Consider the following 17,331-nt stretch of genomic DNA (forward strand, 5'->3'; position numbering starts at 1 on the left):
AGGCTACCCAACTAGTTCATCCTCGAACCTTCTGCCGCTGCCTGAGTCCAACCGGCACCTTATCCATGATGGCGTGATAATGCTGCGAGCCCTTCTCTTGAGCCTTTCCCTGTTCACCGGCCTGGTCCAGGCCGCCGTCCTGCAACGCCCAGTCAGCCTGGACACCGGCCACGGCGAGCTGTATGGCTCGTTGCTGCTGCCCAAGTCCGAACAGCCGGTGCCGGTGGTGCTGATCATTTCCGGCTCGGGGCCCACCGACCGCGACGGCAACAATCCCGACGGCGGACGCAACGACAGCCTCAAGCGCCTGGCCTGGGTCCTGGCCAAGCACAACATCGCCAGCGTGCGCTACGACAAGCGCGGCGTGGCGGCCAGCCTCGCGGCGACCCCGGATGAACGCAACCTGACGCTTGATGCCTATGTGGCCGACGCCGTGGCCTGGGGCAAGCAGCTCAAGGCCGACCCGCGCCTGGGCCAATTGATCGTGCTGGGCCACAGCGAGGGCGCGCTGATCGCCAGCCTCGCCGCACCGCAACTGGATGCCGCCGGGGTAATCTCCATCTCCGGCACCGCCCGCCCCGTGGATCAGGTGCTGCGCCAGCAATTGAGCTATCGCCTGCCGCCTGCGCTGATGGTGCGCAGCAACGAACTGCTGGACAGCCTCAAGGCCGGCCAGGTGGACACCGATGTGCCGCCGGCCCTGCAAGTGATCTTCCGCCCCAGCGTGCAGCCCTATCTGATCACCCTGTTCCGCGAAGACCCGGCCGCCGCCTTCGCCCGCCTGAAAATGCCGGCGCTGATCATTCAGGGCAGCAACGACATCCAGGTCAGCGTCGACGACGCCCGGGTGCTCAAGGCGGCAAAACCGGACGCCCAATTGACCCTGATCGACGGCATGAACCACGTCATGCGCATCGTGCCCAACGATCTCAAGCGCCAACTGGCGTCCTACAAGGACCCGCAACTGCCCCTGGCAGCAGAACTGGGCCGGTCGATCATCAGTTTTATTGACGGACTTCACACCCGTTAGGCTGTTTTTACCCTCCAGTCCTGAAAGAAACGGCCGATAAGTCTTTGCCGGCCGTTCGATTGCTGTCGGCGCGCAGCGATTGGACAGGACTTGCCGTTATGACTGATACCCCGAATTCACCCGCCTCCGAGCAAGAAGCCGCCGCCCCGGAAGCGCCGCCGTTGCCGTGGGCGGATGTGCAGGCCGAACATCACAAGATGCTGCGCCTGGCGCCCCTGCAGACCGATCGCGCCACCGGCGTGCGACCTTTGCGCTTTGTCGAGTTCGGTTATGCCGAGCGCAACAACAAAGAGCACAGCCTGCTGCGCATGACCGTCCGCCTGCCCGGCCAGCGAGTGCGCAAGGAACAGAATCATCTGGATGTCTGGGTCGAACACGAGGCCCGTCGGGTGTACTTCGAGCCCGAGGGCGGGTTGCAGATCGAACCGCTGAACCGGGGCATCGGGCGCTTCCTGCTGGCCCAGGCCGCGCAGTGGGCACAGAAGAAGTGGCCGCACTACCGGGTGGACGGCTTCGACCTCGCCAACAAGGACGCCCTCAATGAACACACTCGCCTGCGTCGCGACCATGTGTTGCGCATCCAGGGCTTCGACGTGGTGTATGCCGATGCCCAGCACCTCAAGGGCAGCGTCAAGGATGTCCAGGTCGGCGAGTTGCTGAGCCAGTGGAACACCGAGAAACTGCAGTTCGTGGAAATTCTGGAAGCGGCGCAGATGCTCCAGCAGGCCGAGCAGAACCTGGAAGAGCTGGAAGTCAATCTGCGCAAGCAGGAAGAGAAAGTCACCAAGTACAAACGTGAAGACACCGGCCTGCGCTTCACCATCACCTGCCTGGTGGCCTTCGCGGTCTTCCAGGCGGGGCTGCTGATCTGGATTGCGACGCACCGCTGAGTCGCACCCGCTGATTGCTCAAGGCCCGCCTTACGCGGGCCGCTCATCACTCAAACGCGCGAAGCAAAGAGTGCCTGATGCTCGCGGCACTGCTCCGCCGTGAGCATGAACACGCCATGACCGCCGCGCTCGAAGTCGAGCCAGGCGAAGTCGACTTCGGGGTACAGCGCCTCGACATGAACCTGACTGTTGCCCACTTCGACGATCAGCAAGCCCTTCTCGGTCAGATGATCGGCGGCTTCGGCCAGCATGCGTCGCACCAGGTTCAGGCCATCGTCGCCGCAAGCCAGGCCCAGCTCGGGTTCATGCTGGTATTCATCCGGCATGTCGGCAAAGTCTTCGGCATCGACATAAGGCGGGTTGGACACGATCAAGTCGAAGCGCTGCCCCGGCAAGCCATCGAAGCCATCGCCCTGAACGGTAAACACTCGCTCGTCGACGCCGTGACGCTCGATGTTCTGGTTGGCCACTTCCAGCGCTTCGAAGGACAGGTCGGCCAGCACCACTTCGGCGTCGCGGAACTCGTAGGCGCAGGCGATACCGATGCAACCGGAGCCGGTACACAAGTCGAGAATCCGCGCCGGCTCGTTGCCCAGCCAGGGTTCAAAGCGTTTTTCGATCAGTTCGCCAATGGGTGAACGTGGAATCAGCACCCGCTCATCGACAATGAACGACATGCCGCAGAACCAGGCCTCGCCCAGCAGGTAGGCCGTGGGCACACGCTCTTCGATACGGCGCTTGAGCAGATGCTGCAGATGGGCCAGCTCGTCCTCTTCCAGCGCGCAGTCCAGGTAGCTGTCGGCAATTTCCCAAGGTAGGTGCAAGGCACCGAGCACCAGTTGGCGGGCCTCGTCCCAGGCATTGTCGGTGCCATGGCCGAAGAACAGATCCTCCCCATGAAAGCGGCTGACAGCCCAGCGGATATGGTCGCGCAAGGTGCGCAGGCGGGAAGTGATCACGGGACAGACTCCTGACAAAACGACCGGCAATACTACCAGCCAAAACGCCCGCCGACGACGAATGAAAAACCGCAGCCGGGCAAGCGGCCGCTGCGCAGGTTTTGCCGCTCGAAGGTCAATACCTTGCCCCTCTTGACAAGGCTGCAGGCCAACAACGGCGCACCTTACGTTAGTAGCGATTCACAGAAGCGCTCTGCCAGAGGACAATGTCGCAAAAGCCCCACTCACAGGAGCCCCAGAATGTCCGTTCCAAAGACGATGTTTCAACTCAGCGGTCGTGGTTACGCCGCGGCCAATTTGAGCCACGCGACCCTTGTGATCATCGACGCCCAAAAAGAGTACCTCAGCGGTCCCCTGGCCCTGTCCGGCATGGACAAGGCAGTGGCCAACATCGGTCAACTGCTGGCCGCAGCCCGCGCTGCCGGCCGGCCCATCGTGCACGTGCGCCATCTCGGCACCGTCGGCGGCCTGTTCGACCCCCAGGGCGAACGCGGCGAATTCATCCCCGGGCTTGAACCGCAAGGCGACGAAACCATCATCGGCAAGCTGCTACCCAGCGCCTTCCACGGCACCGAACTGGAAAAACGCCTACAAGACCTCGGCTCCCTGGACCTGATCGTTGCCGGTTTCATGAGCCACTCCAGCGTCAGCACCACCGTGCGGGCTGCGAAGAACCTGGGTTTCCGTTGCACCCTGGTGGAAGACGCCTGCGCCACCCGCGACCTGCCCTACAAGGGCGGCATCCTCAGTGCCGAGCATGTTCAGCAGACCGAAATGGCGATCATGGCCGACAACTTCGCCACCCTCGCCCAGACCGCAAGCCTGATCTGATCAGCCCTGGTGAGCGGCTGGCGGGCCGCTCATCCATAAACGCCTCGCATTTGCAGCAATTGCCTTAGCCTCAGGAACCACCCGGTCAACTCCCGGTCGAAGGGCCGATACCCATTGAGGAAGGTCGGAATGAAGATATCCGATGGTTTTGACGCACGCCGGTTGCGGCCCAAAAGCCCGCGAAACTGGCGATTGCGCCTGGGGGCGGGATTCTCCGCATTGCTGGCGACATTCGGCGTACTGCTGGCGATGGCGGGTGCGGCCAGCCTGCTGGGCCGCGCTCCGGCGCTGGGAGAGCTCAATGCCAGCCCGGCGGGGTCGGCGGTGATTCTGGCGGTTGGCCTGTTACTGCTGTATGTCGGGGTTCGCCTGTGGCGGCGTTGCCGGCGGCGCATGCGTCAGCCCCTGGCGCTGAACATGGCGCCACACCTGATGAAAAAACACGACTGACGAATCTGGGCGCGATTTGCACGCCTGAAGGTGTACCGAGTTGGGTAAACTAGCCGCCCTTCGCGGAGGCTGACATGCAAGACGACGATTTTTCCCTGTTCAAAAACGAGATCCGCGGCGTCAAGCCGATCAAGCACGACCGTGCCGACACAGGCAAACCCAAGGCTGACCGCGCGCAGATCGCCAAGCTGCGCCAGGCCGCCACCGTGCGCAGCGAAACCACCACGGTGGACGGGCTGTCCGATCAGTTCGTCATCGATGTGGGGCCGGAAGATGAGCTGATGTGGGCCCGCGACGGGGTTCAGGAAAGCCAGATGCGCAAGCTGAAAATCGGCCAGATCCCTTTCGAAGGCAGCCTCGACCTGCACGGCATGACCGTGGAAAAGGCCCGGGAAACCCTCTGGGCATTTCTCGCTGAAGCCACCAAATTCGAAATCCGCTGTGTACGGGTCACCCACGGCAAGGCCGTGCGTCTGGACGGCAAGCGCCCGATGATCAAGAGCCACGTCAACACCTGGTTGCGCCAGCATCCCCAGGTGTTGGGCTTCACCTCGTGCCAGGCCAAACACGGCGGCACCGGTGCACTTTACGTGATGCTCAAACGCACCATGATGGAAGGCCGTGACGAATAAAGCCGCTGCATCACGCTTGCAGCGTCGGGTCCGCCACCGTACCCTTGCCCTTTGCGTAAAATCCCACAGGTAGTTTCATGTCCCTGGAACAGAATTACACCGCGATCCTCGGCCAATTGGGCGAGGACGTCTCCCGCGAGGGCCTGCTCGACACGCCCAAGCGTGCCGCCAAAGCCATGCAGTACCTTTGCCGCGGTTATGCCCAAACCCTGGAAGAGGTCACCAACGGTGCCTTGTTCAGCTCCGACAACAGCGAAATGGTGCTGGTCAAGGACATCGAGCTCTACTCGCTGTGCGAACACCACTTGCTGCCGTTTATCGGCAAGGCGCACGTCGCCTACATTCCCAGCGGCAAGGTCCTGGGACTGTCGAAAGTAGCGCGCATCGTCGACATGTATGCCCGTCGCCTGCAGATCCAGGAAAACCTCAGCCGGCAGATCGCCGACGCCGTTCAGCAAGTGACCGGTGCCCTGGGCGTTGCCGTGGTGATCGAGGCCAAGCACATGTGCATGATGATGCGCGGTGTGGAGAAGCAGAACTCGTCGATGATCACGTCGGTGATGCTGGGCGAGTTCCGCGAGAATGCCGCTACCCGCAGCGAGTTCCTCAGCCTGATCAAGTAACAGGCTGCAAGTAAAAAAACCGGCGATGATCGCCGGTTTTTTTTCGCCCGGCAAAATCAGGTAAGCTGCCGCCCCTTCATTCATGGGCAAGAGGCAATACCGTGATCGTCAAAGCGCTGCGAGTCGGCCTGGGTCAACTCATCATTTTCATCGACTTCATCACCCGCCCGCGCAAGCAACAGCGCACAGCTGCCGCTCAGGCGAGCGTCGATGCGGCGGCCAAGGGCCTGACCCTGTATCAGTTCCACGCCTGCCCGTTCTGCGTGAAGACCCGCCGCACCCTGCACCGCCTGAACGTACCGGTGGCCCTGCGTGACGCCAAGAACAACGAGCAGGATCGCCAGACCCTGCTGGAACAGGGCGGCAAGATCAAGGTGCCGTGCCTGCGGATCGAAGAGAACGGCCAGACCACCTGGATGTATGAATCCAAAGTGATCATCGACTACCTGAAGCAGCGTTTCTCGGCGGCCTGAAGCCACTGCCCGGGACGATGCAGTCCCGGGTCAGTTGCCCCTTCGAAAAATCCGCTCAATCAAACATCCCGACATGCCGCGGATGGCTCTGCACTCGCTGGATCCAGGCCTGGATGCCCGGGTATCGGGCCAGGTCGAAGCCGCCTTCATGGGCCACATGGGTGTAGGCATAGAGCGCGATATCGGCAATGGAATAGTGCTCGCCCACCAGGTAAGGCGTGCGGCTCAACTGCTTTTCCATCACATCCAGTGCCTTGTAGCCGCGCTTGTGCAACTTCAGGTATTCCTCCCGGCGCGCTTCGGGCAAGCCTTCATAGACTTGGATAAAACGCGCCACGGCGATATAGGGCTCATGGCTGTATTGCTCGAAGAATTGCCATTGCAGAACCTGGGTACGCAGGCGCGGTTCGCTGGGCAGGAACTCGCTGCCATCGGCGAGAAAGTTGAGAATCGCATTGGACTCCCACAGGCAGGTGCCGTCCTCCAGCTCCAACACCGGGATCTTGCCGTTGGGATTTTTCGCCAGGAAAGCCTCGGTCTGGGTATCGCCCCCGAGAATGTCCACCGACTGCCATTCATAAGGCAGCCCCAGCAGATTGAGCATCAGCTTGATCTTGTAGCAGTTGCCCGAACGGTAATCGCCGTGAACCTTGTACATGGCCCTCCCCTTAGGCTGCCTGTGCAGCCTGTGCTTGACGTATCACGGTGGCCAGCCGCTTGAGGCCCTCGTCCAGCCGCGCCGGATCGATATGGCTGAAATTCAGCCGCAGATGCCCATGATTGCGCTCCGGTTCAGTGAAGAACGGTTCGCCAGGCATAAAAGTCACGTCCTGCTCCAACGCCGACTTGAGCAACGTGCGGGTATCCAGGGGCTGTTTCAAGCTCAACCAGAAAAACAGACCGCCCTCGGGCACCTGCCACTCCGCCAGATCGGCGAAATGGCCATGCAAGGCCGCCTGGAAAGCATCCCGGCGCTGGCGGTAGAAACTGCGCAGCTCGTCCAGGTGCTGCTGGTACTGCTGGCTGCCGATCCATTGCATGGCCTGCCACTGGCCGACGCGGTTGGTGTGCAGGTCAGCGGACTGTTTCAGACGCAACAGATGGGGGAACAGGTCCGGGCTGGCAATCAGGTAGCCGACCCGCAATCCCGGGAGCAAGGTTTTCGACACCGTGCCGGTATAGATCCAGCTGGCCTTCTGCAGACGACTGACAATCGGCGTGGCGCTGCCAGCATCGAAAGTCAGCTCGCGATAGGGCTCGTCTTCGATCAGGGTGACCCCGAACTCGTCCAGCAACGCCGCCACGGCTGCGCGCTTGCCCTGGCTGTAGCGCACGCCCGACGGATTCTGGAAGGTCGGAATCAGGTAGACGAACGCCGGACGATGCTGCTCCAGGCCAGCGCGCATCTGCGCCAGGTCCGGACCGTCAGCCTCCAGAGGCACCGTCAGGCAGTCGGCACCGAACAGCTGGAAGATCTGCAGGGCCGCCAGGTAGGTCGGGGCCTCCAGCATGATCCGCGTGCCCTTGTCGATGTAGAGCTTGGCCGCCAGATCGAGGGTCTGCTGGGAGCCGCTGACCACCAGGACCTGACCCGCCTCACAGGGCACCCCCAGCTTGCGCGCCTCGGCGGCCAGGGCCTCGCGCAACTGCGGCTCGCCTTCACTCATGCCGTACTGCCCCATGGACAGCGGCATATCTTGCCACTGCACCTTGGGCAGCATCACTTCGGCCGGCAGGCCTCCAGCGAACGACATCACTTCCGGGCGCTGGGCCGCTGCCAGGATTTCACGGATCAGGGAGCTTTTGAGGCGCGATACACGTTCGGAGAAAGCCATGGAGATCACCGCTAGCGAAGGAGGGAGAAAATACGTCAAACTGCTTGACCGAAATTACGCCGACTCTCGCAGATACGTCAATATGCTTGACCTTAAAAACCAGACCTCGCAACAGGCCGCCATGGAGGCCTTCTTCTTTGGCTATCAAGCCTTCACCGCCAAGGCCGACGAAATGCTCGAACGCCGCGGCCTGAGTCGCGTGCACCAACGCATCGTGTTCTTCATTGCGCGCTACCCGGGCCTGAGCGTGAAAGAACTGCTCAACCTGCTGGGTGTGAGCAAGCAGGCGTTGAACACGCCGTTGCGCCAACTCATGGAAATGCAGTTGGTGGACAGCGTTGCCCCGGATAGCGACAAACGAAAACGCCTGCTGCAGTTGAGCGCCGATGGTGCGCGTTTCGAACAATCCTTGCGCCGCGAGCAGGTCAAGCTGCTGCAGCGCGCCTTCAGCGAAGCTGGAGAAAGCGCCGTCGACGGCTGGCTGGCGGTGAACCAGGCCCTGGCCGGAAAAACCGCAGACCACTGACCTGCCCGCCCTCGCCGCCCGCTCGGGCGGCGTCCACCGCACACACGGCAGTCGACCCCAAGGCATAAGCAGGGGCCGGCATATAGCCGCACCCTCAGATTTTTCGCACACAAAAGCAAAAACATTATTTGCTTTCTTTGTATACAAAAGCATAATTCGCCCGTGTGAGTTCTTGACCTAAAAGTCAACAATCCCCACAAGCCCTGCCTGCCTCAAAGAGCCGCCGCCCACCCTCTGATGCCCGGTTCTGGAAAAAACAATAAAACTCTTGAGGAGTACTCGCTGTGGAAAGCCGCAAATCCGAAGCCTCTCCGCTGGACCTCTCGCCCTCGCTGAACAGCGGCTGGCTGGAACGCATCTTCAAACTCAGGTTGCACGGCACCACGGTGAAGACCGAGCTGATCGCCGGTCTGACAACCTTCATCACCATGGCCTACATCATCTTCGTCAACCCCAACATCATGGCCGACGCCGGTATCGATCATGGCGCCGCCTTCGTCGCCACTTGCATCGCCGCCGCCCTGGGCTGCCTGTTGATGGGCCTGTACGCCAACTGGCCGGTGGGCCTGGCCCCAGGCATGGGCCTGAATGCCTTTTTCACCTACACCGTGGTCGGCACCATGGGCTACCACTGGGAAACGGCCCTGGGCGCCGTGTTCATTTCCGGCGTGCTGTTCATGATCCTGACCCTGTCCAGGGTCCGTGAGTGGCTGCTCAACAGCATTCCGGTGAGCCTGCGCTATGCCATGGGCGCCGGGGTTGGCCTGTTTCTCGGCCTGATCGGCCTGAAAACCGCCGGCATCATCGTCGATAGCCCAGCGACCCTGATCAAGCTCGGCTCCCTGCGCGAACCCGGCCCGCTGCTGGCGGCGATCTGCTTTCTAATGATTGCGGTGCTCAGCTACCACCGGGTGTTCGGCGCGATCCTGATCAGCATCATCGCCGTGACCCTGGCCGGCTGGGGCATGGACCTGGTGCACTACAACGGTATTCTCTCCACCCCACCGAGCCTGGCGCCCACCTGGATGGCCATGGATATCGCCGGAGTATTCAACGTCAGCATGATCAGCGTGGTCCTGGCCTTCCTTTTCGTGCACATGTTCGACACCGCCGGCACCCTGATGGGCGTGGCGCAGCGTGCCGGCCTGGTCAACCCGGACGGCAAGATCGAGAACCTTTCCCGAGCCCTCAAGGCGGACAGCGCCTCCAGCGTCTTTGGTGCCGTGGTCGGTGTACCGCCGGTGACCAGTTACGTGGAAAGTGCCGCCGGAGTGGCGGCCGGCGGGCGCACCGGCCTGACCGCCGTCACCGTGGGCGTGCTGTTCATAGCCGCCATGTTCTTTGCGCCGCTGGCGGGCATGATCCCCGCCTACGCCACCGCCGGCGCCCTGATCTATGTCGCGATGCTGATGATGGGCGGCATGGCCCACATCAACTGGGACGAAGCCACCGACAGTATCCCGGCCATCGTCACCGCAATCATGATGCCCCTGACCTTCTCCGTTGCCGACGGCATTGCCCTGGGCTTCATCACCTATGTGGTGCTGAAGGCCGGAACCGGCAAGCACAGGGAAATCTCCATCAGCCTGTACGTGCTGTGCGCGATCTTCATCGCCAAGTTCATTTTCTTGTAAGTTGCCCCGGCCTCACCGGCCCCATCCCGCCGGATGGGGCTTTTGTACATCCAGAGAACCTGATGAACCTGGCGGCTGTTCAGCGCTGCCGGAGCCGCATCCCTGCCAGGTCGTTGACAGGGTTTGTGCCAGCCTTCCCATGGCCGCCTGAACCGGCAAGCACCTTCTGCGGGACGAAAAAAAGCCCGCAGTGTGAGCGGGCAAGGACCAAAAGAAGCTATTTGCGCAGGATTCTTGGGGGTAGTCCTAGCTTCCTCTGTAGGTCGAATAGCTGTAAGGCGAGATCAACAGCGGCACGTGGTAGTGCTCCTGCTCGGCACTGATGCCAAAACGCAGCACCACGACATCCAGAAAGGCCGGCTGCGGCAGTTGCACGCCGCGGGCGCGGTAGTAGTCACCGGCATGGAACTGCAGCTGGTAGACCCCGGAACGGTAGTCTTCACCCTGCAGCAAAGGACTGTCGCAGCGACCATCGCTGTTGGTCAGGGTGCTGGCGACCAGTTCCAGCTGCGCGCCCTCGACCCGATACAGCTCGACCTTGATAGCGCTGCCGGGGCAGCCATGTGCGGCATCCAAAACATGTGTAGTCAAACGTCCCATTGATTCTGCGTGCCTGTCGCCCATTGAGTGAGCAGGCCTCGCGCCTCCCGGAGTCAGTGATTGAAAGGGGACCGCGGCGTTTCAGCAGTGGAAAGGCTGCGGAGAGGTTCCGATTAAGACATTTTTCAAAAAAATTGTACACAATAATAATCACAAATCTGCCGACAATCGGGGCCATCCCCGGCAACCTGCGAATGGCCCTCTAAACCTCAGCGGCAGACGACTTTCCAGGCATAAGCTGACCAACCGGGCAAGTTTCTTGCAAGCGGGATGCATCGCGACAAAAGCGGAAAAATGCAAAAAAACGGGCTTACAAACTGAATATAAACTTGTATACAATCGCTCCATCGCAGTGACGCCCACCTGGCTTCCCGGCTTCAGGTTCCGCCACGCCACCGTTATCACGAACAAGAAGGAAGACTGCAGTGAGCGCTGACTACCCTCGCGACCTGATCGGTTACGGCTCCAACCCTCCTCATCCTCACTGGCCGGGCAATGCCCGAATCGCCCTGTCCTTCGTGCTCAATTACGAAGAAGGCGGCGAGCGCAACATCCTTCATGGCGACAAGGAATCGGAAGCCTTCCTTTCGGAAATGGTTTCGGCGCAGCCACTCCAGGGCGAGCGCAACATGAGCATGGAATCGCTGTACGAATACGGCAGCCGCGCCGGCGTCTGGCGGATTCTCAAGCTGTTCAAGGAATTCGACATTCCGCTGACCATCTTCGCCGTGGCCATGGCCGCCCAGCGCCACCCGGACGTGATCCGCGCCATGGTCAAGGCCGGCCACGAGATCTGCAGCCACGGCTACCGCTGGATCGACTACCAGTACATGGACGAGGCCCAGGAACGCGAGCACATGCTCGAAGCCATCCGCATCCTCACCGAGATCACCGGTGAGCGCCCCCTGGGCTGGTACACCGGCCGCACCGGCCCGAACACACGGCGCCTGGTGATGGAGGAAGGCGGTTTCCTCTACGACTGCGATACCTACGACGATGACCTGCCCTACTGGGAACCCAACAACCCCACCGGCAAGCCTCACCTGGTGATCCCTTACACCCTGGACACCAACGACATGCGCTTCACCCAGGTGCAGGGTTTCAACAAGGGCGACGACTTCTTCCACTACCTCAAAGACGCTTTCGACGTGCTCTACGCCGAAGGTGCCGAAGCGCCGAAGATGCTTTCCATCGGCCTGCACTGCCGCCTGATCGGCCGCCCTGCACGCCTGGCTTCGCTCAAGCGTTTCATCGAGTACGCCAAAGGCCATGAACAGGTATGGTTCACCCGCCGCGTCGACATCGCCCGCCACTGGCAACAGACCCATCCTTACCAGGGAGCGACGAAATGACTGCCTTCCAGAGCCTCAAGCCCTCGACCCTGAGCCGCGAAGCCTTCGTCAAGGCCTTCGCCGATATCTACGAGCATTCGCCGTGGGTGGCTGAAAAAGCCTATGACCTGGGCCTCGACGCCTCCGTCGACCAGATCGAAGGCCTGCACCAGCGCATGAGCGATATCCTCTTGAGCGCCGATCACGCCGCCCAACTGGCACTGATCAACGCTCACCCGGACCTGGCCGGCAAAGCCGCCGTCCAGGGCCAGTTGACCGAAGCCAGCACCAACGAACAGGCCGGTGCCGGCATTCACCAATGCACCGCCGAAGAGTTCCAGCGTTTCACCGAGTTGAACGACGCCTACAAGGCCAAGTTCAAGTTTCCCTTCATCATGGCGGTGAAGGGCAGCAACCGGCACCAGATCCTCGCCGCGTTCGAAACCCGCATCCACAACGCCGTGTATACCGAGTTCAAATGCGCGCTGGCCGAGATCAACAAGATCGCCTTGTTCCGCTTACAGGCCCTGTAGCGGCAGCTCAGCATCCCTGCCCCTCTTGAGCCGGCGATCGCCGGCAAGCCATGGATGATGAACCGACACCCTCATCAGAGAACATAAGAAGAACAGCATGCGCACATTAGTGATTGAACCCCTGAGCAAAGAAGCCTTCGCCCCCTTCGGTGACGTAATCGAGACCGACGGCAGCGACCACTTCATGATCAACAATGGTTCGACCATGCGCTTCCACCGCCTGGCGACGGTTGAAACCGCCCAGCCGGAGGACGAAGCGATCATCAGCATCTTCCGCGCCGACGCGTTGGAAATGCCCTTGACCATTCGCATGCTGGAACGCCATCCGCTGGGCAGCCAGGCCTTCATCCCGCTGCTCGGCAACCCCTTTCTGATCGTGGTCGCGCCACTTGGCGATGAACCTGTATCAGGCTTGGTCCGCGCCTTCGTCAGCAATGGCAGGCAGGGCATCAATTACCATCGCGGCGTCTGGCACCACCCGGTGCTGACGATCGAAAAGCGGGATGACTTCCTGGTGGTTGATCGCAGTGGCAAAGGCAATAACTGCGATGAGCATTTCTTCAAAGAGGATGAGCGTTTGATCCTCGCCCCCCACCAATAAGAGAAGGTCTGATCACTCGACAACAAGGGTGACAGGCAAGAGGTAAAGACTGTGGAAGCACATCTGTTGGAATGGCTCAACCTGAGCGTGCGTTGGGTACATATGATCACTGGTGTGGCCTGGATCGGCGCATCGTTCTACTTTGTCTGGCTGGAGAACAACCTCAATCGCGTCAACCCCAAGGACGGCCTGTCCGGCGACCTCTGGGCGATTCACGGCGGCGGTATCTATCACCTGGAAAAATACAAGCTGGCCCCTCCCTCGATGCCGGAGAACCTGCACTGGTTCAAGTGGGAAGCCTACTTCACCTGGATGTCGGGGATTGCCCTGCTGTGCCTGGTGTTCTACTACAACCCGATGCTCTACCTAGTGGCTCCCGGCAGCGGCCTGACCGGCCCTGAAGGCGTGGCCATCGGTATCGGCGCGTTGATCGCCGGCTGGTTCATCTACGACTTCCTCTGCGATTCGCCACTGGGCAAGAAACCCGCCCTGCTCGGCTTCATCCTGTTCCTCCTGCTGATCGGCGCGGCCTACGGCTTCAGCAAGGTGTTCAGCGGCCGTGGCGCGTACCTGCACGTGGGCGCCATCATCGGCACCATCATGGTGGGCAACGTGTTCCGCATCATCATGCCGGCCCAGCGTGCGCTGGTAGCAGCGATCGCGGAAAACCGCACCCCGGATCCGACCCTGCCGGCCAAGGGCCTGTTGCGTTCGCGTCACAACAACTACTTCACCCTGCCCGTGCTGTTCATCATGATCAGCAACCACTTCCCGAGCACCTACGGCAGCCAGTACAACTGGTTGATCCTGGCCGGGATCGCGGTCCTGGCAGTGCTGGTGCGGCACTACTTCAACACCCGGCATGACAGCCACAAGTTCGCCTGGACCCTGCCCGTGGCGGCTCTGGGCATGATCTGCCTGGCCTATGTGACCGGCCCAACGCCAGCACCCAGTGCCCCGGAAGTGGCCAAGGCCCCTGCCCAGAGCCAATTCCAGCCATTGCCGGAAACCGCCCTGGGTGGCAAACCGGCAACCTCGGCCGAAGCTCAGCCTGCACCAGCGCCAGCGGCGCCCGCTGCGGCCAGCGCCCCGGCGCAGGCGTCGAATGCCGGCCCGGCCTTCGACAAGGTGCACAGCGTGATTCAGGAGCGTTGCGCGGTCTGCCATTCGGCCAAGCCCACCAGCCCGCTGTTCAGCGCAGCGCCGGCCGGAGTGATGTTCGACACGCCGGAGCAGATCCGTCTGCAAGCCGCGCGTATCCAGGCCCAGGCTGTGACCAGCCAGATCATGCCGCTGGGCAACATCACCCAGATGACCCAGCAGGAACGTGAACTGATCGGCGCCTGGATTGCCCAGGGGGCCCAGACCCACTGATCAGTGCCTGCACCCAGGCTGCTTCGCGAGCAAGCTCGCTCCTACAGAACCGGATTTTTCTGTAGGGGCGGGCTTGATTGCCGTCAGCCGTCCAAGATTCGTCTGCTACAAACCCGCTGCGCACCAAGACACAGCGGTTAAATCACAAGAATAAAAAGATTCGAGGTGTTGCATGTCCGATTCATCCGAACAGTGCGTCCCCGCTGCGCCCGCCATTGTGCGCTTGCCCTTCCTGCAACTGATCCTGGTGGGTCTGCAACACGTTCTGCTGATGTATGGCGGTGCAATTGCGGTACCGCTGATCATCGGACAAGCCGCCGGCCTGAGTCGTGAAGAAATCGCCTTCCTGATCAACGCCGACCTGCTGGTCGCCGGAATCGCCACCATCGTCCAGTCGATGGGCATCGGCCCCATGGGCATTCGCATGCCGGTGATGATGGGCGCCAGTTTCGCCGCCGTGGGCAGCATGGTGGCCATGGCCGGCATGCCCGGCATCGGCATGCAGGGCATCTTTGGCGCCACCATTGCCGCAGGCTTCTTCGGCATGCTGATTGCGCCCTTCATGTCCAAGGTGGTGCGCTTCTTCCCGCCCCTGGTCACCGGCACGGTGATCACCTCGATCGGCCTGTCACTGTTTCCGGTGGCGGTGAACTGGGCCGGCGGTGGCAGCAGTACCGCGCAATTCGGTTCGCCCATCTACCTGACCATCGCCGCACTGGTGCTGGGCACCATCCTGCTGATTCATCGCTTCATGCGTGGTTTCTGGGTGAACATTTCCGTGCTGATCGGCATGGGCCTGGGCTACGTGCTGTGCGGCATGATCGGCATGGTCGACCTCAGCGGCATGGCCGAGGCGCCCTGGCTGCAGGTCGTCACCCCGCTGCACTTCGGTATGCCGCAGTTCCATCTGGCGCCCATCCTGTCGATGTGCCTGGTGGTGGTGATCATCTTTGTCGAATCCACCGGGATGTTCCTCGCCCTGGGCAAGATCACCGGCCAGGAAGTCAGCCCGCGCATGCTGCGTCGTGGCCTTCTGTGTGATGCCGGCGCCTCGTTCTTCGCCGGTTTCCTCAACACCTTCACCCACTCCTCGTTCGCCCAGAACATCGGCCTGGTGCAGATGACCGGGGTGCGCTGCCGCTCGGTGACCATTGTCGCCGGCGCTCTGCTGATCGTTCTCAGCCTGCTGCCCAAGGCCGCCTTCCTGGTGGCCTCGATTCCACCGGCGGTCCTGGGCGGGGCGGCCATCGCCATGTTCGGCATGGTGGCCGCCACCGGGATCAAGATTCTCCAGGAAGCCGATATTGGCGACCGGCGCAATCAACTGCTGGTGGCGGTGAGCATCGGCATGGGCCTGATTCCCGTGGTGCGTCCAGAGTTCTTTGCCCACCTGCCACTGTGGATGAGCCCCATCACCCACAGCGGCATTGCCATGGCGACCTTGAGCGCCCTGGTGCTGAACCTGCTGTTCAACATCCTCGGCGGCAGCGAGCGCGCGGCCAACAGCGCACACCACGCTCATCAGCATTGAGTCGCCCCCCCCCGGGCGCCGGTTCGGCGCCCGGGGGCTGCTGCACCGTTCACGCTTGAATGCGGCGCTCGGCCCCCAGGACCGAGCGCCGCCCACAGACGCCGCGCCTTGACAATAAAAACAAACAGGGAGCACTCCTATGCAGCCTGCCCAGGCCCCTCTGACGGTGGCCGCTCCACGGCCATTGGCGCCGGCCCATCGCCCCGATGGCCAGCGATCATTGCCCGGCTACTGCCCTTCATTGCGGATACCTACCTGATATGGCCGGCCGGCCTGCCCCAAAGTGGTTGCAAGTGCGCCGTTGCGGCGCACTTGAGCCCTGCCGTGAGAGCCAGTATTCTCCGCGGCCGCGCAAATCTGGTCTAAAAAAAAGCCCGGATGAAAAACCTGACCCAAGAGCCAACTTATCCCGGCCTGGACAGGTAACAAGGCGCCCGAAAATATCGCGAAAACACTCTCGCCCGGCTGTATCGCTACAGCTGGACGGGAGTTTTTTGCTTTTTTTCGGCCTTGGCTCAGCTCTTGCTAAAAGCAACAAAGCTGACCGATCGGATGGTTTTTTACAGTAACGATAAAAGGCGCCATACCAGAGCGCCGAGCCATAAAAAAACGTGGAACTACCTACTTTGGGAGCAACCGAATGAAACCGATGTGCAAGAGCCTGATGTTGGCCGCCAGCGCGCTGGTGGGGGGACAGGCCGTGGCTGGCGACCTGTTGCAGTGGCAGAACAACAGCCTGACTTACCTGTACGGCAAGAACTTCGAGGTCAACCCGCAGATTCAACAGACGGTGACCTTCGAACATGCCGACGCCTGGAAATACGGCGACAACTTCTTCTTCCTCGACCGGATCTTCTACAACGGCAAGGAAGACGGCAACGTCGGCCCGGACACTTACTACGGCGAATTCAGCCCGCGCCTGTCGTTCGGCAAGATCTTTGATCAGAAACTGGAGTTCGGCCCGATCAAGGACGTGCTGCTGGCCTTCACCTACGAGTTCGGCGAGGGCGATAACGAGTCTCACCTGATCGGTCCCGGTTTCGACCTGGCCGTGCCCGGCTTCGACTACTTCCAGCTGAACTTCTATCAGCGCCACACCGAAGGCAGCCGCCCGGGCGACAACGTCTGGCAGATCACCCCGGTCTGGTCGTATACCATTCCCGTGGGCCGCTCGGACATCCTGATCGACGGCTACATGGACTGGGTGGTCGATAACGACCAGAACGCCAAAGGCACCTACCACGCCAACCTGCACTTCAACCCGCAGGTCAAGTACGACCTGGGCAAGGCGCTGAACTGGGGCGCCAAGCAGTTGTACGTCGGTTTCGAGTACGACTACTGGAAGAACAAGTACGGTATCGAGGATTCGCGCAACTTCGAGACCAACCAGGACACCGCCAGCCTGTTGATCAAGTACCACTTCTAATCGCAGGACAAGCCGCCGACGCCGAACGCAGCCTTGGGCGACGTTCGGTTGA

Annotated in this window: 19 protein-coding genes; 15 read left to right on the forward strand and 4 right to left on the reverse strand. The window is 61.5% G+C overall.

Annotation, left to right across the window (positions count from 1 at the left end):
- The first annotated feature begins 31 nt into the window (after nt 1-31).
- Nucleotides 32-1,030 carry an alpha/beta fold hydrolase gene (locus GWQ44_RS16750; protein ID WP_199010660.1) on the forward strand — a complete coding sequence of 333 codons (999 nt, stop codon included), beginning with the start codon at nt 32-34 and terminating at the stop codon, nt 1,028-1,030.
- Between the two features lie 98 nt (nt 1,031-1,128).
- Complete coding sequence (locus tag GWQ44_RS16755; protein WP_103739901.1) at nt 1,129-1,920, forward strand: hypothetical protein; 792 nt, start codon at nt 1,129-1,131, stop codon at nt 1,918-1,920.
- Nucleotides 1,921-1,970: 50 nt separating this feature from the next.
- Here GWQ44_RS16755 and prmB read toward each other — a convergent pair whose 3' ends face one another.
- The gene (gene prmB, locus GWQ44_RS16760) at nt 1,971-2,879 is read right to left on the reverse strand and encodes a 50S ribosomal protein L3 N(5)-glutamine methyltransferase (protein WP_016962780.1); all 909 of its coding nucleotides are present in this window, start codon (nt 2,877-2,879) and stop codon (nt 1,971-1,973) included.
- Between the two features lie 240 nt (nt 2,880-3,119).
- On the opposite strand from prmB, the gene GWQ44_RS16765 reads away from it, so the two are divergent.
- The 5 genes from GWQ44_RS16765 to GWQ44_RS16785 all read left to right on the forward strand — a co-directional run bounded on the left by GWQ44_RS16765 (nt 3,120) and on the right by GWQ44_RS16785 (nt 5,888).
- Nucleotides 3,120-3,710 (forward strand): cysteine hydrolase family protein, encoded by a 591-nt coding sequence (locus tag GWQ44_RS16765; protein ID WP_016962781.1) that lies wholly within the window; start codon nt 3,120-3,122, stop codon nt 3,708-3,710.
- Between the two features lie 129 nt (nt 3,711-3,839).
- On the forward strand, nt 3,840-4,160 hold the full coding sequence (locus GWQ44_RS16770; RefSeq protein ID WP_016962782.1) for a hypothetical protein: 321 nt from the start codon (nt 3,840-3,842) through the stop codon (nt 4,158-4,160).
- Between the two features lie 74 nt (nt 4,161-4,234).
- On the forward strand, nt 4,235-4,792 hold the full coding sequence (locus tag GWQ44_RS16775; protein ID WP_103739899.1) for a Smr/MutS family protein: 558 nt from the start codon (nt 4,235-4,237) through the stop codon (nt 4,790-4,792).
- A 77-nt stretch (nt 4,793-4,869) separates the two neighbouring features.
- Nucleotides 4,870-5,415 carry a GTP cyclohydrolase I FolE gene (gene folE, locus GWQ44_RS16780; RefSeq protein WP_011062625.1) on the forward strand — a complete coding sequence of 182 codons (546 nt, stop codon included), beginning with the start codon at nt 4,870-4,872 and terminating at the stop codon, nt 5,413-5,415.
- A gap of 101 nt (nt 5,416-5,516) precedes the next feature.
- Nucleotides 5,517-5,888 carry a glutathione S-transferase N-terminal domain-containing protein gene (locus GWQ44_RS16785; RefSeq protein WP_275927830.1) on the forward strand — a complete coding sequence of 124 codons (372 nt, stop codon included), beginning with the start codon at nt 5,517-5,519 and terminating at the stop codon, nt 5,886-5,888.
- Between the two features lie 55 nt (nt 5,889-5,943).
- Here the strand turns inward: GWQ44_RS16785 and GWQ44_RS16790 are convergent, their stop codons facing one another.
- Nucleotides 5,944-6,546 (reverse strand): glutathione S-transferase family protein, encoded by a 603-nt coding sequence (locus tag GWQ44_RS16790; protein ID WP_275927831.1) that lies wholly within the window; start codon nt 6,544-6,546, stop codon nt 5,944-5,946.
- A 10-nt stretch (nt 6,547-6,556) separates the two neighbouring features.
- Nucleotides 6,557-7,723 carry a PLP-dependent aminotransferase family protein gene (locus GWQ44_RS16795; RefSeq protein WP_199010650.1) on the reverse strand — a complete coding sequence of 389 codons (1,167 nt, stop codon included), beginning with the start codon at nt 7,721-7,723 and terminating at the stop codon, nt 6,557-6,559.
- Between the two features lie 82 nt (nt 7,724-7,805).
- On the opposite strand from GWQ44_RS16795, the gene GWQ44_RS16800 reads away from it, so the two are divergent.
- Nucleotides 7,806-8,249, forward strand: coding sequence for a MarR family transcriptional regulator (locus GWQ44_RS16800; protein ID WP_047305586.1), 444 nt, complete (start codon nt 7,806-7,808; stop codon nt 8,247-8,249).
- A 284-nt stretch (nt 8,250-8,533) separates the two neighbouring features.
- On the forward strand, nt 8,534-9,883 hold the full coding sequence (locus GWQ44_RS16805; RefSeq protein ID WP_179600358.1) for an NCS2 family permease: 1,350 nt from the start codon (nt 8,534-8,536) through the stop codon (nt 9,881-9,883).
- Between the two features lie 246 nt (nt 9,884-10,129).
- Here the strand turns inward: GWQ44_RS16805 and uraH are convergent, their stop codons facing one another.
- Nucleotides 10,130-10,483: a hydroxyisourate hydrolase gene (gene uraH / locus GWQ44_RS16810; protein WP_016962788.1), complete on the reverse strand. Its 354-nt coding sequence runs from the start codon at nt 10,481-10,483 to the stop codon at nt 10,130-10,132.
- Nucleotides 10,484-10,908: 425 nt separating this feature from the next.
- Here uraH and puuE point away from each other — a divergent pair, with 425 nt between their 5' ends.
- The 6 genes from puuE to GWQ44_RS16840 all read left to right on the forward strand — a co-directional run bounded on the left by puuE (nt 10,909) and on the right by GWQ44_RS16840 (nt 17,279).
- On the forward strand, nt 10,909-11,835 hold the full coding sequence (gene puuE / locus GWQ44_RS16815; RefSeq protein ID WP_016962789.1) for an allantoinase PuuE: 927 nt from the start codon (nt 10,909-10,911) through the stop codon (nt 11,833-11,835).
- The gene (gene uraD / locus GWQ44_RS16820) at nt 11,832-12,347 is read left to right on the forward strand and encodes a 2-oxo-4-hydroxy-4-carboxy-5-ureidoimidazoline decarboxylase (RefSeq protein WP_275927832.1); all 516 of its coding nucleotides are present in this window, start codon (nt 11,832-11,834) and stop codon (nt 12,345-12,347) included. Before puuE ends, uraD begins: the two co-directional genes overlap by 4 nt.
- A 97-nt stretch (nt 12,348-12,444) precedes the next feature.
- Nucleotides 12,445-12,948 (forward strand): ureidoglycolate lyase, encoded by a 504-nt coding sequence (locus GWQ44_RS16825; protein ID WP_016962791.1) that lies wholly within the window; start codon nt 12,445-12,447, stop codon nt 12,946-12,948.
- A gap of 51 nt (nt 12,949-12,999) precedes the next feature.
- Nucleotides 13,000-14,322: a urate hydroxylase PuuD gene (locus tag GWQ44_RS16830; protein ID WP_275927833.1), complete on the forward strand. Its 1,323-nt coding sequence runs from the start codon at nt 13,000-13,002 to the stop codon at nt 14,320-14,322.
- A gap of 172 nt (nt 14,323-14,494) precedes the next feature.
- Nucleotides 14,495-15,853, forward strand: coding sequence for a nucleobase:cation symporter-2 family protein (locus GWQ44_RS16835; protein WP_275927834.1), 1,359 nt, complete (start codon nt 14,495-14,497; stop codon nt 15,851-15,853).
- 640 nt (nt 15,854-16,493) lie between these two features.
- On the forward strand, nt 16,494-17,279 hold the full coding sequence (locus tag GWQ44_RS16840) for an outer membrane protein OmpK (RefSeq protein WP_275927835.1): 786 nt from the start codon (nt 16,494-16,496) through the stop codon (nt 17,277-17,279).
- The last annotated feature ends 52 nt before the right edge of the window (nt 17,280-17,331 follow it).

Source organism: Pseudomonas sp. 3MA1, assembly GCF_029237275.1.
GTDB classification, from domain to species: Bacteria; Pseudomonadota; Gammaproteobacteria; order Pseudomonadales; family Pseudomonadaceae; genus Aquipseudomonas; species Aquipseudomonas fluorescens_AP.

Coding starts and splice junctions, on each gene's coding strand:
- GWQ44_RS16755 (WP_103739901.1), top strand. CDS start 1,129: ATGACTGATACCCCGAATTCACCCGCCTCCGAGCAAGAAGCCGCCGCC.
- GWQ44_RS16765 (WP_016962781.1), top strand. CDS start 3,120: ATGTCCGTTCCAAAGACGATGTTTCAACTCAGCGGTCGTGGTTACGCC.
- GWQ44_RS16770 (WP_016962782.1), top strand. CDS start 3,840: ATGAAGATATCCGATGGTTTTGACGCACGCCGGTTGCGGCCCAAAAGC.
- GWQ44_RS16775 (WP_103739899.1), top strand. CDS start 4,235: ATGCAAGACGACGATTTTTCCCTGTTCAAAAACGAGATCCGCGGCGTC.
- folE (WP_011062625.1), top strand. CDS start 4,870: ATGTCCCTGGAACAGAATTACACCGCGATCCTCGGCCAATTGGGCGAG.
- GWQ44_RS16790 (WP_275927831.1), bottom strand. CDS start 6,546: ATGTACAAGGTTCACGGCGATTACCGTTCGGGCAACTGCTACAAGATC.
- GWQ44_RS16795 (WP_199010650.1), bottom strand. CDS start 7,723: ATGGCTTTCTCCGAACGTGTATCGCGCCTCAAAAGCTCCCTGATCCGT.
- GWQ44_RS16800 (WP_047305586.1), top strand. CDS start 7,806: ATGCTTGACCTTAAAAACCAGACCTCGCAACAGGCCGCCATGGAGGCC.
- uraH (WP_016962788.1), bottom strand. CDS start 10,483: ATGGGACGTTTGACTACACATGTTTTGGATGCCGCACATGGCTGCCCC.
- uraD (WP_275927832.1), top strand. CDS start 11,832: ATGACTGCCTTCCAGAGCCTCAAGCCCTCGACCCTGAGCCGCGAAGCC.
- GWQ44_RS16825 (WP_016962791.1), top strand. CDS start 12,445: ATGCGCACATTAGTGATTGAACCCCTGAGCAAAGAAGCCTTCGCCCCC.
- GWQ44_RS16835 (WP_275927834.1), top strand. CDS start 14,495: ATGTCCGATTCATCCGAACAGTGCGTCCCCGCTGCGCCCGCCATTGTG.
- GWQ44_RS16840 (WP_275927835.1), top strand. CDS start 16,494: ATGAAACCGATGTGCAAGAGCCTGATGTTGGCCGCCAGCGCGCTGGTG.